Consider the following 15,359-nt stretch of genomic DNA (forward strand, 5'->3'; position numbering starts at 1 on the left):
TTGGCGGCCGCACCGTTCGCCGCAGTCCCGCCGTTCGCCGTGGCATCGTTCTTGGCGGCCGCACCGTTTGCCGCGGGTCCGGCGTCGCTCGCGGCGCCACCGTTCGTGGCAGGCCCGCCGTTCTCCGCGGTCCCGCCGTTCGGCGCGGCACCACTGTTCGCGGCCGGTCCGCCGCTGTTCGCGGCGGGTCCGGCATTGTTCGCGGGTCCACCGTTCGTGGCGGGCCCGGCGCTCGCCGCGGTCCCGCCGTTGCGGGGCGGGGGCATGGCGCCCAGGACCGGCCAGCCGTCGTCGACGGGCGGTTGCTCCCGAACCGGTGGCGGGTCGTCCACCGGGCCGCCGTTCTCGCCGGAGCCGGCGCCGTCCACAGGTCCCGCGTCCTTCCCGGTACTCGCGGCCCTCGCGGTGCCGGCGTCCTTGGCGGGTTCGGCGTTGCCGGCCGGTTCGGCGTTCCCGCCCGGCCAGCCCGCACGTACGGTCGGAGCGAACCCCGCCCCAGCGCCGCCGTCCGTCCCGGTGTCGGCGGGCTCGGCGGCGCCAACCGCACGGGCGCTGAGCGCGGTACCGGCGCCGGCAGGGTCCCCGGCAACGCCTTCCGTGGTGCCCGCGTCCTTCGGCGGGCCGGCGGGCCGGGCGTACGTGCCGGGGCCGCCCGGCGGGTCGGCGTCCCCGGACGGGTCGCCGTCCTTCGGCGGGTCCTCGTCGTCGGGTCGCGCCGGGCGGACCAGCCGGCGGATCCGGAGGACCAGCAGTGCCGCCGCGACGAGGCCGATGAATCCGACGATGACCAGCGCGGACGTGCGTCCCGCGGGCGGCAGCGTACCGGCACTGAGGGTCTGGTCGGTGGCCTCCGCGGCGGCGCGGCGCTCCTCGGGCAGGCTGCGGGTGACGGAGCCGGCCGGGTCGATCATGCCGTAGCCGTACTTGCCGTCGGGGGCGCGCTTCGACATCCGGTCGGCGGTCGCCGCGATCCGGTGCCCGACCTGCTCCGCGCTGAGCGCCGGGTACGCGGCGCGCACCAGCGCGGCCTCCGCCGCCGCGTACGCCACGGCGTAGGCGGTGCCGTTGCTGGCGAGGACGCCGGTGCCGGTGACGCCGAGGGTCGCGACGTTCATGCCGGGCGCGACGACGTCCACCGCACCCGACCGGTACGTGCCGGCGAGTTGCCCGTCGACGCCGACGCCGCCGACCCGCAGCACCGCACTGCCCCCGGTGCCCGGTGGGTACGCGGGGGCGGACGTGCCGGGGGCGGCGGTCACGACAACGATGTCGTGGTGCACGGCGGCGTCGATCGCCTTGGCCACGGCCTTGTCGGTGAGGTCCACATAGGACCCGAGGGCGATGACGGTGGCCCCGGACGACACGGCGACCTCGATGCCGGCGGCCTCGTCGACGGGCCGGGCCTTCGGGCTGGTGGTGACGATCCGGACGGGCAGGACGGTGGCGTCGGGCGCGAGGCCGGACACGCCGCCGCCCTTGGCGGCCTGCGCCACCACGAGGCTGGTCATCGACGTACCGGTGCCCAGGCAGTCGGTGTTGCCGCGGCCGGAGCCGGACACCAGGTCGGCGCCGAGCGCGACGTGCCGGCCGAGTTGCGGCAGGCTGCCGTCCGCGCCGGAGTCCACGACGGCGACGAGCTGGCCCTTGCCGCGGCTGCGCCGCCACGCCTGGTCCGGCGCGAGCCGCAGCCCGGCCCAGTTGGACGCCTCCCCGGAACTGGCCGCGGAGGCGCACTTGCCGCCGAGGTTGGTCGGCTTGGACGGCCGGGTACTCGGCACCGACGCCGGCCCGCCCGGCGCCCGGCCCGGGGTACTGTCGCCGCTCTTCGGAGTGCCGCTGGTCGTCGGCGCCGGCGGGACGGACGCCCCGGCCGGGAGCAGCCCGTACTGCACGCCGCTGCCGACCGCGTCCCACGGCAGGACGAGTTCCCAGCCGGCGTGCAGTTTCGCGGGGTCGGTGAGCTTGCCCTTGTCGGGCTGGGTGCGCCCGGCGTTCAGGTTGAAGATCTCGACGGAACGCTTCGCGCTGCCCAGAAACCGCTCGGAGATCTCGTCCAGCGTCTCCGGCGCCCCCTGGTACGACTTCGCGACCGTGTAGTACTTCACGTACTGGGTGCTGTCCTGCGGGTCGGCGGCGGCGGGGCCGGCGACCGTGCCGCCGACCAGCCCACCGACCACCGCGACGACGAACGCCACCAGCGCGGCGCGCGCCCGGGTACTCACCTGCTCAGCAGCCACCGCTGGTCCTTCGCGTAGTCCTGCTGGCCCCACTGGTCGATGGTGCCGCCGTCGGAGGTGTTCAGGTCGTCGCCGTACACGTCGAGCACCTTGCGCGACTTGCAGTTCAGCAGGTGGAAGGTGTCGTTGCCGGCGGGCTCGAAGTGCCACATCTGGGTCCGGGCCGTGTCGTTCGGGTCCGCCTGCACGATCGACGCGCCGTCCTGGGTCGACCCGCCCTTCACCGCCAGCACCTTGCCGCTGTACCCGTTGACGATGTGGTACCACCCGCGCATGTGTGGGACGGGCACGATCTTCCAGAACTGGTCCTTGCCGCGCTTGTCCCGGTACTGCTGGATCGTCACCCCGGCGCCCGGGTTGTTGTCGTCGCCCGGCACGTCGAGGACCTTCTGGCTGAACCCGTTCTTGATCTGGTACTGCACGGACAGGTCGACCTGCAGCTCGTACGGCAGCGGCACCGGGTTCGTCCCGTGGGCCCGCCCGGACGGCGACGGGGACGGGCTGTGCGACGGGCTCGGCTTGGTGGACGGCTTCGCCGGGGCGAGCCGGGTGTCCTTCGAGTAGTAGTCCACGTAGGACAGGACGCGGTCGGCGTTGTCCTGCAACGACTTCGACTGCGGCACCCCGCCCGCCTGCCGGATCGCCGTCGCGCTCCACTGGAACGCCGCCAACGCCAGCGTGTACGGGTCGCCCGAGGTCAGCGCGGACAGCTGGCCGGCGAGGTCGCACATGGTGCTGCCGAGCATCGGGATCGCCGAGTCCGGGTTCCACGGGGAGGCGGTCGCCGGGTCCGACCGGCTCGCGTACGTCGACCAGATCTCCGGCAGGAACTGCGCGATGCCCTGCGCGCCGCCGGCGGACTGCTTGTTCGGGTCGAAGCCGGACCCGGCCATCAGCTGCGCGGCGATCCGGGCCGGCGTCACCGCCGGGCAGATCCGCCCCGCCTTCAGCACGTCCGCCACGTACGCGTCGGGCAGCGGTTTCGCTGCCTCGGGCGCCACCTCCGGGGTCGCCGCCGGATCCGGGGTGCCGGTGTCCGTGCCGCCGAACTCCGGCTGGCGCGCGTACCAGTCCGAGTACGCCGCGACGGTGTCCACGTACTTCTGCGCCTCGGCCGGGATGCCCTTGACCTTGCGTACCGCGTCCGGGCCGACCTTGGTCGCCGCCACCGCCGTACGCCACGGGTCGCCGGGGACGCCCGCGGTCCGCAGCTCGCCGACCATCTCGCAGGTCTGGTGCGCCAGCGCGACGATGCCCGCCTGCGGATCGGTGTCCTGCGCGTCCGGCCACGGATGCCACCTGCGCCAGCCGGCCTGGTCGAGCCCGGCCAGGCCACGCCGCCCACCGGTACCGACGGCGGCGGCGTCGAAGCCGCTGGCCGCCATCACCTGCCCGGCCAGCCGGGGCGCGGTCAGCGACGGGCAGGACAGCGCCGCGGTCTGGATGGTCCGCAGGTCGGTCGCCGACACGGGCTTGCCGGTCAGCTCACCGTTGTCCGCGAGCTTCGGCTCGAACGCCAGGTAGCCCTGCGCGCCCACGGCCAGGATCAGTACCAGGACGAGCACCGAGCCGGGCCACCGCCCGTGGATGACCGGGCGGAACACGCCCGCGGTGATGGTGAGGAAGCGTCGGGAGAACGTTCGGATGGCGGTCCGTCTCACGGTTCACTCTCTCCTGTACGTCTGCTGTCGCCCTCACGACGGGCGAAACAGCCGCCCGGTTCATCGGCCGAGCACGAGGAGGAGGGCACGCGGAAGTCCGCCTTCACTGGCTCGGGGTGGGCTGCTCGCGCAGCCTGGAGTGTGCCCGCCGACGTGTCGTGGTCCGGGTGACCCACCGATCCGGCCATCGCGACAATGCGAGTCCCACTCGGGTTCACACCCTAGCGGACCGGGGAATACGGGCAAACCCCCGCGGACGCCGGGCAGTGGAAGTACCGGCGTGAGGAACCTCGCACGCGTCGGTGTCCCGTGCGCGCAACCACCGCACGGTCGAACCGTGTTGCGGCGCGCGTCATCCAGAGTTCGACGAGCGGTCCGACCAGGTACCCGGTCAGGTCGTGGGGCGCTGGGCGTACGCCTCGATCTCGATCCGCATCCGGGGATCGGCGAGCCCGCACACGAGCATGGTCGCCGCCGGCCGTACGTCGCCGAACCAGGCGCGCAGCACCGGCCAGCACGGCTCGAAGTCGGCACGGTCCGGCAGCAGGTACCGCACGCGTACCACGTCGGCCATGGTGCAGCCGGCCTCCGCGAGCGCGGCCGCGATGTTGCGCAGGCACTGCTCCGCCTGCGCCACCACGTCGTCCGCGATCGTCATGGTCGCGTAGTCGAAGCCGGTCGTCCCGGACACGTGCACCTGGTCGCCGACCACCACGGCGCGGGCGTACCCGATCTGGTCCTCGAAGGTCGAGCCGCTGAACACCGCACGTCGTTCCGTCACCCCCGGAACGCTATGTGACCAGCGCGAACACGTCCACCTGCGGGGTGCGGTCAGTTGTGGCAGAGGCGGGCCGGGTGGCCGGGTACCGCCGAGCAGACGAACACGCCGCAGTTGCCGCCGCGGGGGTACCAGACGCCGGTCGGCTCGGCGACGCGCACGTACGTGGCCGTGTCGGGCGTCCGGTCGCGGTCCTCCACCGGCCACCACCGCGACGGCTGGCCGGACGCCGTCTCCGACCATTCGGCGGTGTCGAACTGGATCAGCAGCTCGGCCGGCGCGCCGCAGCTCGTGCACACCAGTTCGGTCGGCATGTCGGCGCCGTCCCAGCGCATGCTGCCGCCGACCTTGTACCCCGGCGCCGCCGACACCTCGTCGTACTCGGGCGGGTAGAGCGCCGGGGACGGTCGCCAGGCGCGGAGCCGGCGCAGGACGTCGGCGGGCAGTTCCTCGAACCACGGGTACTCGGTGACGCGCTCCGGGTCGAGTACGCACGGGCGCGGGATCGACTCGTCGGCGTGGTCGGCCGGGTCGGGCCGCGGCTGCCGGGCGATCCGGACGACGTCCGCGGCGCGCCGCCAGTACACGCGAACGGACTCGGGGTCGCCGTCCGGCTCGCCGTGGAAGCTGCCGCACCACAGCACCTGCACCAGATCCGTACCGGGTGGGAAGCGGATCTCGCCGACGTCGGCCGCGGTGAGCTGGACCACCGCCAGCATCCGTACGCCCGGCTCCAGGGCGCAGTACCGGCTTCGTGCGCAGGTCGGCCACGGTTCGCCGGACGGCCACAGGAGCCGCCCGCCGAGGTGGCTCCCCCGTACGTCGGGGCGGCCGCGGCGCGGGTGCAGCCGCACCGTGGTGCGCGCGTACGCGGCGAGGCCGGGCACCTCCGCCGCGAGATCGTACGGCGGCGGTCCGGTGGTGTGCGTCATCCGCGCCATCCTGCCACCGCCGCGCACCGGGACACCGGCGGCGCCGGGCCCGGGCCTGGTTCGGCCCTGCGCGAAAAGCCGGTCGTACGGCCGGATCCGGCGCCTATCCTCCGGGCATGGCGGAGCAGCGTACGGTCGAGGTCGGCGGGATCCGGTTGGCGTACCGGGTGTCCGGTGCGCCGGACGCGCCGCCACTGGTCCTGGTGCACGCGCTGGGCGAGAACGCCGACGACTGGGCGACGGTCACGCCGGAGCTGGCCCGGCGACACCGGGTGTACGCGGTCGATCTGCGCGGCCACGGCCGGAGCGACTGGCCCGGCGACTACTCCCTCGAACTCATGCGCGCGGACGTACTCGGGCTCCTCGACGCGCTCGGGCTCGACCGAGTGGACGTGATCGGGCACTCGCTGGGCGGGATCGTGGCGTACCTGGTCGCGGCGGAGCGGCCGCACCGGGTGCGCCGGCTCGTACTGGAGGACGTTCCGGTGCCGCGGCCCCGGACGGCGGTCGCACCGACCCGACCGGACGGCGCGCTGGCGTTCGACTGGGAGATGGTGCTGGCCGTCCGGCGCCAGGTGGACACGCCCGATCCGGCCTGGCTGGCGCGGCTCGGCCGCATCACCGCCGACACCCTCGTACTCGGCGGCGGCCCGGACAGCCACGTACCCCAGGACGGCGTCGCCGAGCTGGCGCGGCGCGTTCCCGGGGCGCGGGCGGTCACCATCCCGGTCGGGCACCTCGTCCACCACGCCGCGCCGGCGGAGTTCACGGCGGTGGTGTCGGCGTTCCTGTCGGCGGATCCGACCCCGGATCCGTGACGTGGCGCGGAATCCCGCCCCGGGACGCCTCGGTACGTTCGGGCAGCAGCAGGACCGCGCCGACCAGGAAGCAGACCGCGCCGACGAACGTCTGCGCGTCGGCACGCGCGAGGTCGCGTACCTGGCCGGTCACCGGGTTGATGTACCCGGCCACCGCGGACACGCCGAACGCGACCGACCCGAGCAGGTTCACCAGCGTGATCCACCAGCCCCAGGACCGCGGCCGCCAGGCGATCCAGCCGTGGCAGGACTCGTACCAGGCGAGCAGGCTGGAGACGAGGAAGCAGATCGAGCCGATCGCGTCCGGCCGCCACACGTGCTGGTGCGCGGCGCTCGCGGACAGGTCCTGCACCACCGCCACCCCGGTACTGACGTTGAAGTACAGGGTGCCGACGAGCTGGATCGCGGTGGCCCACCAGTCGATCCGCCTCGGCTGCACGGTGAAGAACCGCCGGCGCGCGGGAGTCCCCGCGTCCACCGCCTCCCGGTACGACAGGAACGACGCCGCGGTGAAGAACAGCGACCCGACGAAGTACGTGACGGTGTCGGCGCGGGCGCCGGTTGCGCTGGCGTACCAGGGGATCGAGCCGAGCGCGAACAGCAGCGAGCCGACCGCGAACAGGACGGCGATCCACCAGCCGCGCGCCCGCGGCGCCCACCACGTCGACCCGCCGGCGGGCGCCTGGTGCTTGCGGTGGAAGCGCGAGCCGAGCCGCACGACCGCCCCGTCCGCGCGTACGTGGTCGACGAACGTCGCCGGGGCGCCGGCACTGCGGCGTGGTCGGGGCATGTCGAGAGCTGCGGTCAGAGCGCGGCGGCGCCGGCCTCCGCGACGGCCTGGTCCTGCGCGCCGGTGCCACCGCTGACCCCGATCGCACCGACAACGCTTCCGTTGCGCCGCAACGGAATCCCACCGGCGAAGATCATGATGCGGCCGCGGTTCGACGCGTGGATACCGTAGAACTGGCTGCCCGGCTGCGCGTTCTCCCCCAGCGCCCTGGTCTCGATGTCGAACGCCCGCGCCGTGAACGCCTTGTTGATGGAGATGTCGACGCTGCCCAGCCACGCGCCGTCCATCCGGACGTGCGCCACCAGGTTGCCGCCGGCGTCCGCGACGGCCACGTTCATCGGCTGGCCCACCTCGGCGGCCCGGGCCTCGGCGGCGGCGATCACCCGCCGCGCGTCCTCCAGCGAAACGGTGTCCATCTACCGCACCCCCGTGTACGCGATCTGGTCATGGCCGTGGCTTGAGCACGATCTTCGAGTAGCCGTCCTCGCGCCGGTCGAAGCGGGCGTACGCGTCCGGCGCGTCGGCGAGCGGAAGTTCCTGGGAGACAACGAAACCAGGGGTCGCGCGACCCGCGACGACCAGGTCGCGCAGCTGCCGGTTGTACGCCTTGACGTTCGCCTGGCCGGTGCCCATCCGCAGGCCCTTCTCGAAGAACCGGCCCATCCGGAACAGCAGCTCCCCCTTGGCGGCGTGCTCGTTCGGCGCGCCCGGGTCCGACGGCACGTACAGGCCGACGACGCCCAGCGCACCGGTCGGCCGCACCGCCTCCACCAGGTTGTTGAGTACGACGGCGGGTTGTTCCTCGCCGCTGTCCACGGTCGCCTGGTAGCCGACAGCGTCGATGCCCTTGTCCGTACCGACGCCGCCGGTCCGGTCCTTGATCTGCGCGACCGGGTCACCGGCGCCGAAATCCACCGGTACGGCGCCGATCCGCTCGGCGAGGCGCAGCCGGGACGGCACCCGGTCGACGCTGTACACGGCGGACGCGCCGCGCAGCAGGCACGAGTACGCGGCCATCAGACCGACCGGGCCGGCGCCCATCACCGTGACCGTCTCGCCGGGACGCACGTCGGCGAGAACCGCGGCGTGGTACCCGGTCGGGAAGATGTCGGCCAGCATCGCGAAGTCGTTCTCGTGCGCGGTACCCGGGGGCAGTTGCAGGCAGTTGAAGTCCGCGAACGGCACCCGCAGGTACTCGGCCTGCCCGCCCCGGTACGGTCCCATCGAAACGTATCCGTAGGCGCCGCCGGCGAAACCGGGGTTCACGGTCAGGCAGAAGCCCGTCTTCCCGGCGAGGCAGTTGACGCAGAACCCGCACGCCACGTTGAACGGCATCGACACCCGGTCGCCCACCCGGACGGACACCACGCCGGCGCCCACCTCCGCCACGATGCCCATGTTCTCGTGGCCGAACACGATGCCCGCCTCCGCGGCCGTGCGCCCCTCGTACATGTGCAGGTCGGAGCCGCAGATGCAGGTGGAGGTCACCTCCACCACGGCGTCCGTCGGCGCCTCGATGGTCGGGTCGTCGACCTGTTCCACCGTGACCCGGTGCGGCTCCTGGTACACGACGGCCCTCATGGCGAACCCCCACCGTCTCGACGCCACGTCCGGAACGTGCGACATGCGTTGCGCGGCAACGCGAGTAGCACGCCACGGCACCGCGGGCCGCACCAGCCGACCGTACTCCCGGGGCCCGGACGACACGTCCGGAACGCCACAGAGCCGGTCCGCGGACCCCCGAAAGGGATCCGCGGTCCGGTCGGTGGTGCTGTCCGTTTTCTGTGCCGGTGGGAGCCTCGGCCCGGCCCGGACGGTCAGTGGGGGTCGATGCGGTGCCCGGTGAGGGCGCGCGCGATGACGAGCCGCTGGATCTCCGCCGTACCCTCGAAGATCTGGTAGATCTTGGCGTCCCGGTGCATCCGCTCGACCGGGTGGTCCCGGCTGTACCCGGCGCCGCCGAGGATCTGGATCGCGCGCTCGGTGACCCACACGGCCACGTCGCCGGCCTTGAGCTTGGACATCGAGCCCTGCGCCGCGTCGAACGTCTGCCCGGTGCGGCCCATCCACGCGGCCCGCCACACCAGCAGCCGCGCCGCGTCGATCTCGGTACGCATGTCCGCGAGCGTGAACGCGATCGACTGATTGTCCACAATGGACCGTCCGAACTGGACCCGCGTCTTCGCGTACTCCAGCGCGTACTCGTACGCGGCGCGCGCGATGCCGAGGGCCTGCGCGCCGACGGTCGGCCGGGTCAGCTCGAACGTACGGAACGCGGCGTGGCCGCCGCTGCCGTGCGACTCGCGGGCGCGGGCGAGCCGTTCGTCCAGCTTCTCCCGGCCGCCGAGCACGCACCGCCCCGGTACGCGGACGTCGTCGAAGAACACGTCGGCGGTGTGCGACGCGTGCAGCCCGTGCTTGCGGATCTTGCGGGTGGACTCCACCCCGGCCGTGCCCGGCGGTACGACGAAGGCGGCCTGGCCGCGGGTGCCGAGCGACGGGTCCACCGACGCGACGACCACGTGCACGTTGGCGATGCCGCCGTTGGTGATCCACGCCTTCTGCCCGTTGATGACCCACTCGTCGGTCGCCTCGTCATAACGCGCGCGGGTACGCATCGCGGACACGTCGGAGCCGGCCTCGGGCTCGGACACGCAGTACGCGGCGAGTTTGGGGTCGTCGGCGTCGCCGAAGCAGTCGGGCACCCACTCGGCGAGCTGGTCGGGCGTGCCGGCGGAGAAGATGCCGGCGACGGCGAGCGTGGTGCCGAAGACGGCCATGCCGATGCCGCCGTCACCCCAGAACAGCTCCTCGTTGGCGATCGGCAGCGACAGGCCGGCGGGATCGGCCCACAGCTCGGCGAGCGTCTCGAACCCGTACAGCCCGATCTTGGCGGCCTCGGCGATGACCGGCCACGGCGTCTCCTCGCGCTCGTCCCACTCGGCCGCGGCGGGCCGTACGACCTCGGCGGCGAAGCCGTGCACCCAGTCGCGGAGGTCGCGCTGCTCCTCGGAGAGTTCCAGTGAGAACACGGTCGATCACGCCTTCGGGATGTCGAAGTATCCGGTCAGCCCGGCGCCGAGGCCGAGGTCGCCGTCCAGCCGCAGCTTGCGGGTCATGAACAGGGCGGGCCCGGATGCGTTGCCGGACACCAGTTTCAGGAAGCTCACCGCGTCGGTGGTGATGGTCAGCCGCGGCTCGGCGTCGGTCGGCGGGCCGACCGTGCAGGCACCGTCCGCGATGACCTGCTCGTACTCGTCCGGGCCGGGGTCGCCGGTGATGGTCCAGCGGATGACGGCGCGCAGCGTGGCCGCCTTCTCCGGCCGCAGCCGGCTCGACATCCGCGCGAACACCTCGTCGAGGACGGCACGCCGGTGCGGCCCGGACATCGCGTCGGTCAGCTCCGCCTTCGACGCCTGCTTGACGAGTCGGGCGAACTCGGCCGGCTCCAGCGCGGCGAAGTCCAGTGCGGACAGGTCGAGGGCCGCCATCAGCGCCACTCCTTACTCCGAAGTAACCCTACTTCCGAGTAAGGTTAGACGCCGGGTCGGTAGGGTGGCAAGAGTGAGGGAACCATCGGCGGCGAAACCGAAGCGGCTGCCGCGTGCCGTGCGCGAGCAGCAGATGATGGACGCCGCGGTCGCCGAGTTCGCCCGGCGCGGCTACCACGCCGCGTCGATGGACGAGATCGCCGAGCGCGCCGGCATCTCCAAGCCGATGCTCTACCTCTACCTCGGCAGCAAGGAGGACCTGTTCCTCGCCTGCATCCGGCGCGAGGCCGACCGCGTGCGCACCGCCGTCACCTCCGTACTCGACGACGGGCTCGCGCCGGACGATCAGTTGTGGACCGGGCTGCGCGCGTTCTTCACCGTGGTCGCCGAGCACCGCGACGCGTGGCTGGTGCTGCACCAGCAGGCGCCGGCGCACGGCGATCCGTTCGCCACCGAGGTCGCCGCCCTGCGTACGTCCATTGTGGACTTCGTGGCGGTGCTGATCCGGCGCAGCGTGGCCGAACGGGCCGGCGCGCGCTCCCGCCGGCGTACCGTGGACGACACGGCGGCGCTCGCGCACGCGCTCGTCGGATCGTGCGAGGCGCTCGCCGACTGGTCGGTCACCGCGGACGAGGACCCCGACACGACCGCCGCCCGGCTGATGAACTTCGCCTGGTTGGGCCTGGACAACCTGCTCCGCGGCGAACGGTGGGCTACGCCCAGGACCCGGCGACGAGTACCCGGTCGTCGGTCGGCGCGCTGAGGGCGAACACCCCGCCGGTGCCGTCGAACCGCGCGCCGAACCCCGCCCGGCCCGGCACCCGCACCGGCCGCACGAACCGGACCTCCACCGTGTACGCGTCGGGCAGCCGCCCGCCCAGCGCAGCCAGGCACCGGGCGGCGCTCCACATCCCGTGCGCGATCGCCGTACGGTAGCCGAACGGTCGGGCGGTCGCCGCGGACAGGTGGATCGGGTTACGGTCGCCGGACACCGCGCCGTAGCGCCGGCCAATCCCGTTCGGCACCACCACGTACGCGGTGGCCGGCACCGGCTCCGGCGGCTCCTCGTCCACCGCCGCACCCGGTACGGTCGCCCCGCGCCGCAGGTACGTGGAGCGGCCCTGCCACACCTCCTCCGCCCCGACGAGCACGTCGGTCACCAGATCGACGGTGGCGCCGCGCCGGTGCGGGACCAAGCGCTCCGCGTGCACGCGTACGGTGAGCGGCTCGGTGACGCCGACCGGCCGGCGTACCGTGATGCGCTGGCGCACGTGCACCAGGCCGGGCAGCCGGAACGGGAACGACCGGTCCGCCATCAGCCGCAGCGCCGTCCCGCCCGCCAGCACGTGCGGGTACGCCGGCGGCAGCGGACCGCTCAGCGTGGCGCCGCAGACCCGCGCGTACCGGGTGAGGTGGTCGGGGTCGACGCGCGCGGTCGCCTCCAGCACCGTGTCCGGTACGTCCACAGTGGACGGTCGGGGCAGCAGTCCGCGCAGGTACTCGGTGAGCACCGCGCCACCTCCTCCTCGGTAGCTCCTGAGGCGTGTCCGCACAGAGCCGGCCAGCGACCTGTGCGGACACGGCCTACGCGCCGAGCATGCTCTGGCCGCAGACCCGGACGGTCTGGCCGGTGATGCCGGCCGAGCCGGGCTGCGCGAGCCAGGCGACCGCCTCCGCCACATCGACGGGCAGCCCGCCCTGCGCAAGACTGTTGGCGCGCCGCCCGATCTCGCGTACCGCAAGGGGCATGGTCGCGGTCATCCGGGTCTCGATGAAGCCGGGCGCCACCGCGTTGATCGTGCCGCCCCGCGCGGCCAGCACCGGAGCGTACGCCTCGACGAGGCCGATGACGCCGGCCTTGCTGGTGGCGTAGTTGGTCTGGCCGGCGGCGCCGGCGATACCGTTGAGCGAGGACAAGCACACCACCCGGGATTCCTTGCCCAGCAAGCCGTCCGCGACCAGTCCGGCTGTGATCGCTTGCTGCGCGACAAGGTTCACGGTCAGTACGATGTCCCACTCGGCCTCGGTCATCTTCGCCAGCGTCCGGTCCCGGAGTACGCCGGCGTTGTGGACCAGGACGTCGACCCCGCCGTACCGCTCGGTCAGGTAGCCGGCGAGCGTGGCGGGCGCGTCGTCGGCGGTGATGTCGAGGTGCAGCGCGACACCGGCGATCCGGTTGGCGACGGCGGCGAGCGCCTCCCCCTGCGCCGGTACGTCCAGGCACACGACCCGGGCGCCGTCCCGGGCCAGCGTCTCGGCGATGGCCGCGCCGATCCCCTGCGCCGCGCCCGTCACCACCGCGGTACGCCCGGCCAACGGTGCCGCCGGATCGCTGTCCGGCACCGCCGCCGGGCCGACGTCGATCACCTGCCCCGACACGTACGCCGAGCGGGGTGAGAGCAGAAACCGCACCGTGGAGCCGATCCCGGCGTCGGCGCCGGACGCGACCCGCAGCAGCGAGACGGTGATGCCGCGGCCCACCTCCTTGCCGAGCGACCGGACGAACCCGGTCAGCGCGCGCCGGGCGATGTCGGCGGCGGGGTCGGCGCCGTCCGGCGGGCGGCACAGCACGAGGATCCGGCCGCCGGTACGCACCGAGCGCACCCGGCCGGTGAAGAACGCGTGCAGCGCGCGCAGTCCGGCCGGGCCGGCGATGTCACCGGAGTCGAACACCAGCGCCGCCGGCCGTTCCGCCCCCGCCACGATCTCCACGCCGGTACCGTCCAGCGCCGTGCGTACGGCGGCGGCCAGCGCGCCGTCACCGCCGAGCAGCACCGGCCCCGGTACCGGCGGATCGCCGTTCCGGTGGCGCGGCAGTACCGCGGGGCGGGGCAGGCCGAGGCGGCGGGCGATCGCCCGACCGGGGCCCGAGGACGTGACGCGCTGGTACCGGTCGACCATGGACACATCCTTACTTGCGGGTAAGGTCGGCCGCAAGTATGGTCCTCCCCGTGAAGGTCGGCGTACTCGGCGGAAACCGGATCCCGTTCGCCCGGGCGAACGGGCGCTACGCCACGGCCTCCAACCAGGACATGCTGACCGCCGCGCTGGACGGGCTGGTCGCCCGGTTCGGCCTGGCCGGCGAGCGGTTGGGCGAGGTCGTCGGCGGCGCGGTCCTCAAGCACAGCCGCGACTTCAACCTCACCCGGGAAAGCGTGCTCGGCACCCGGCTCGACCCGCGCACCCCCGCGTACGACATGCAGCGGGCCTGCGCGACGAGCCTGGAGGCGGCCGTCGCGGTCGCCAACAAGATCGCGCTGGGGCAGCTCGACGCGGGGATCGCCTGCGGCGTGGACACCGCGAGCGACGTACCGATCGGGGTCAACGAGGACCTGCGTACCGTGCTGCTCGCGGCGAACCGGGCGCGCGGCATTTGGCCACGGGTACGGGCGCTCAGCGGCCTGCGGCCCGGTCAGGTCGTCCCGGAGATCCCGCGGAACGCGGAGCCGCGCACCGGCCTGTCCATGGGCGAGCACGCCGCGCGTACCGCGGAGCAGTGGGACATCGGCCGCACCGAGCAGGACGAGCTGGCCGCCGCGAGCCACCGCAACCTCGCCGCGGCGTACGACGCGGGGCTGCTCGACCACGACGTCACACCGTACCTGGGGCTGACGCGCGACGAGATCCTGCGACCGGACTCCACTGTGGAGGGTCTGGCCCGGCTGCGTACGGTGTTCGGCAGTTCGACGATGACCGCGGGCAACTCGACGCCGCTGTCCGACGGCGCCGCCTCCGTCCTGCTCGCCTCGGACGAATGGGCGAAGCAGCACCGCATCCCCGTGCTCGCGCACCTGGTCGACGTGCAGTCCGCCGCGGTCGACTTCGTGCACGGCACCGACGGCCTGCTCACCGCCCCGGTGTACGCGGTGCCGGTCCTGTTGGCGCGCAACGGACTCACGCTCGCCGACATCGACCTGTTCGAGGTACACGAGGCGTTCGCGGCGCAGGTGCTCGCCACCCTCGCCGCGTGGCGCGACCCGGAGTTCTGCGCCGAGCACCTCGGGCTGTCCGAGCCGCTCGGCGAGGTCGACCGCGACCGGCTCAACGTCGCCGGATCCTCGCTCGCCACCGGCCACCCGTTCGCCGCGACCGGCGCGCGCATCCTCGCCACCACGGCGCGGCTGCTGCACGAGCGCGGCGCCCGGCGCGGACTGGTGTCGATCTGCGCGGCTGGCGGTCAGGGTGTCGTCGCCCTGGTGGAACGGATCCCGCCGGCGCGCAGACGCCGTCCGGCCAAGAAGACCGCCGCGAGCTGACGGGAGGCGGGTGAGATGTCCGGGGCCGGTACCGCCACGCCGACGGACACACCCGCGCCCGGCTCCCGCATCCCGCGCCGGCCCGCGCCGCTGATCCCCGCCACGATCGGCTTTCCCTTACCCGGCAACGATGTCAGCCGGCGGCGCGCCACGCGACCGCCCTCGTACGCGATCCGTCGGTGGCTCCGCGCCGCCGAGTTCGACGCACCGGACGAGTCAGGACCCGACATGCGCTGACAGGGGTGGTCCACAGTGGACCCGTACCAGCAGGGGGACGACCTGGTCGCCGAGACCAGGGTGACGGTGTGGCCGGCGCGGCACCCGTGGGGCACGACCGGGCGCGCGATGCTCGGCCTCGGCTTCATCCTGCTGGTACTCGCCCTGCTGGCGTCATCC

The 15,359-nt window shown here is 73.5% G+C and carries 15 protein-coding genes; 4 read left to right on the forward strand and 11 right to left on the reverse strand.

The window, feature by feature from the left end; translation table 11 throughout:
* The 4 genes from Aru02nite_RS36010 to Aru02nite_RS36025 all read right to left on the reverse strand — a co-directional run.
* A partial coding sequence (locus Aru02nite_RS36010) for a S8 family serine peptidase (protein WP_203665033.1) occupies nt 1–2,237 on the reverse strand: 2,237 nt, incomplete at its 3' end.
* On the reverse strand, nt 2,219–3,898 hold the full coding sequence (locus Aru02nite_RS36015; RefSeq protein ID WP_203665034.1) for an RICIN domain-containing protein: 1,680 nt from the start codon (nt 3,896–3,898) through the stop codon (nt 2,219–2,221). The genes Aru02nite_RS36015 and Aru02nite_RS36010, both read right to left, overlap by 19 nt.
* Before the next feature lie 391 nt (nt 3,899–4,289).
* Nucleotides 4,290–4,679: a RidA family protein gene (locus tag Aru02nite_RS36020; protein ID WP_203665035.1), complete on the reverse strand. Its 390-nt coding sequence runs from the start codon at nt 4,677–4,679 to the stop codon at nt 4,290–4,292.
* Between the two features lie 50 nt (nt 4,680–4,729).
* Nucleotides 4,730–5,608 (reverse strand): hypothetical protein, encoded by an 879-nt coding sequence (locus tag Aru02nite_RS36025; RefSeq protein WP_203665036.1) that lies wholly within the window; start codon nt 5,606–5,608, stop codon nt 4,730–4,732.
* Between the two features lie 116 nt (nt 5,609–5,724).
* On the opposite strand from Aru02nite_RS36025, the gene Aru02nite_RS36030 reads away from it, so the two are divergent.
* Nucleotides 5,725–6,426: an alpha/beta fold hydrolase gene (locus tag Aru02nite_RS36030; RefSeq protein WP_203665037.1), complete on the forward strand. Its 702-nt coding sequence runs from the start codon at nt 5,725–5,727 to the stop codon at nt 6,424–6,426.
* Here the strand turns inward: Aru02nite_RS36030 and Aru02nite_RS36035 are convergent.
* The 5 genes from Aru02nite_RS36035 to Aru02nite_RS36055 form a co-directional block, all read right to left on the reverse strand.
* Complete coding sequence (locus Aru02nite_RS36035; RefSeq protein ID WP_203665038.1) at nt 6,374–7,216, reverse strand: hypothetical protein; 843 nt, start codon at nt 7,214–7,216, stop codon at nt 6,374–6,376. The two genes, Aru02nite_RS36030 and Aru02nite_RS36035, sit on opposite strands and share 53 nt — an antisense overlap.
* A gap of 14 nt (nt 7,217–7,230) precedes the next feature.
* The gene (locus Aru02nite_RS36040) at nt 7,231–7,632 is read right to left on the reverse strand and encodes a GlcG/HbpS family heme-binding protein (RefSeq protein WP_203665039.1); all 402 of its coding nucleotides are present in this window, start codon (nt 7,630–7,632) and stop codon (nt 7,231–7,233) included.
* A 28-nt stretch (nt 7,633–7,660) separates the two neighbouring features.
* A complete protein-coding gene (locus Aru02nite_RS36045; RefSeq protein WP_203665040.1) occupies nt 7,661–8,797 on the reverse strand; it encodes a glutathione-independent formaldehyde dehydrogenase in 1,137 nt (378 codons plus the stop codon).
* A gap of 236 nt (nt 8,798–9,033) precedes the next feature.
* Nucleotides 9,034–10,248, reverse strand: a complete 1,215-nt coding sequence (locus Aru02nite_RS36050; protein WP_203665041.1) for an acyl-CoA dehydrogenase family protein — start codon at nt 10,246–10,248, stop codon at nt 9,034–9,036.
* A gap of 6 nt (nt 10,249–10,254) precedes the next feature.
* A complete protein-coding gene (locus tag Aru02nite_RS36055) occupies nt 10,255–10,707 on the reverse strand; it encodes an SCP2 sterol-binding domain-containing protein (protein ID WP_203665042.1) in 453 nt (150 codons plus the stop codon).
* Between the two features lie 133 nt (nt 10,708–10,840).
* Here Aru02nite_RS36055 and Aru02nite_RS36060 point away from each other — a divergent pair, with 133 nt between their 5' ends.
* Nucleotides 10,841–11,470 (forward strand): TetR/AcrR family transcriptional regulator, encoded by a 630-nt coding sequence (locus tag Aru02nite_RS36060; RefSeq protein WP_203665046.1) that lies wholly within the window; start codon nt 10,841–10,843, stop codon nt 11,468–11,470.
* Here Aru02nite_RS36060 and Aru02nite_RS37410 read toward each other — a convergent pair.
* On the reverse strand, nt 11,421–12,218 hold the full coding sequence (locus Aru02nite_RS37410) for a MaoC/PaaZ C-terminal domain-containing protein (RefSeq protein WP_275408799.1): 798 nt from the start codon (nt 12,216–12,218) through the stop codon (nt 11,421–11,423). The genes Aru02nite_RS36060 and Aru02nite_RS37410 overlap by 50 nt on opposite strands.
* A 73-nt stretch (nt 12,219–12,291) precedes the next feature.
* Nucleotides 12,292–13,608, reverse strand: a complete 1,317-nt coding sequence (locus tag Aru02nite_RS36070; protein WP_203665043.1) for a 3-oxoacyl-ACP reductase — start codon at nt 13,606–13,608, stop codon at nt 12,292–12,294.
* 50 nt (nt 13,609–13,658) lie between these two features.
* On the opposite strand from Aru02nite_RS36070, the gene Aru02nite_RS36075 reads away from it, so the two are divergent.
* Together Aru02nite_RS36075 and Aru02nite_RS36080 are read left to right on the forward strand one after the other, a co-directional pair.
* Nucleotides 13,659–14,963, forward strand: a complete 1,305-nt coding sequence (locus Aru02nite_RS36075) for an acetyl-CoA C-acetyltransferase (RefSeq protein ID WP_425551571.1) — start codon at nt 13,659–13,661, stop codon at nt 14,961–14,963.
* 15 nt (nt 14,964–14,978) lie between these two features.
* Nucleotides 14,979–15,200 carry a hypothetical protein gene (locus tag Aru02nite_RS36080; protein WP_203665045.1) on the forward strand — a complete coding sequence of 74 codons (222 nt, stop codon included), beginning with the start codon at nt 14,979–14,981 and terminating at the stop codon, nt 15,198–15,200.
* Nucleotides 15,201–15,359 lie beyond the last annotated feature (159 nt).

The sequence above is a fragment of the Actinocatenispora rupis genome (assembly GCF_016861975.1).
Lineage (GTDB): Bacteria > Actinomycetota > Actinomycetes > Mycobacteriales > Micromonosporaceae > Actinocatenispora > Actinocatenispora rupis.

Coding starts and splice junctions, on each gene's coding strand:
- Aru02nite_RS36030 (WP_203665037.1), top strand. CDS start 5,725: ATGGCGGAGCAGCGTACGGTCGAGGTCGGCGGGATCCGGTTGGCGTAC.
- Aru02nite_RS36080 (WP_203665045.1), top strand. CDS start 14,979: ATGTCCGGGGCCGGTACCGCCACGCCGACGGACACACCCGCGCCCGGC.
- Aru02nite_RS36025 (WP_203665036.1), bottom strand. CDS start 5,608: ATGACGCACACCACCGGACCGCCGCCGTACGATCTCGCGGCGGAGGTG.
- Aru02nite_RS36070 (WP_203665043.1), bottom strand. CDS start 13,608: ATGGTCGACCGGTACCAGCGCGTCACGTCCTCGGGCCCCGGTCGGGCG.
- Aru02nite_RS36040 (WP_203665039.1), bottom strand. CDS start 7,632: ATGGACACCGTTTCGCTGGAGGACGCGCGGCGGGTGATCGCCGCCGCC.
- Aru02nite_RS36055 (WP_203665042.1), bottom strand. CDS start 10,707: ATGGCGGCCCTCGACCTGTCCGCACTGGACTTCGCCGCGCTGGAGCCG.
- Aru02nite_RS36060 (WP_203665046.1), top strand. CDS start 10,841: ATGATGGACGCCGCGGTCGCCGAGTTCGCCCGGCGCGGCTACCACGCC.
- Aru02nite_RS36035 (WP_203665038.1), bottom strand. CDS start 7,216: ATGCCCCGACCACGCCGCAGTGCCGGCGCCCCGGCGACGTTCGTCGAC.
- Aru02nite_RS36045 (WP_203665040.1), bottom strand. CDS start 8,797: ATGAGGGCCGTCGTGTACCAGGAGCCGCACCGGGTCACGGTGGAACAG.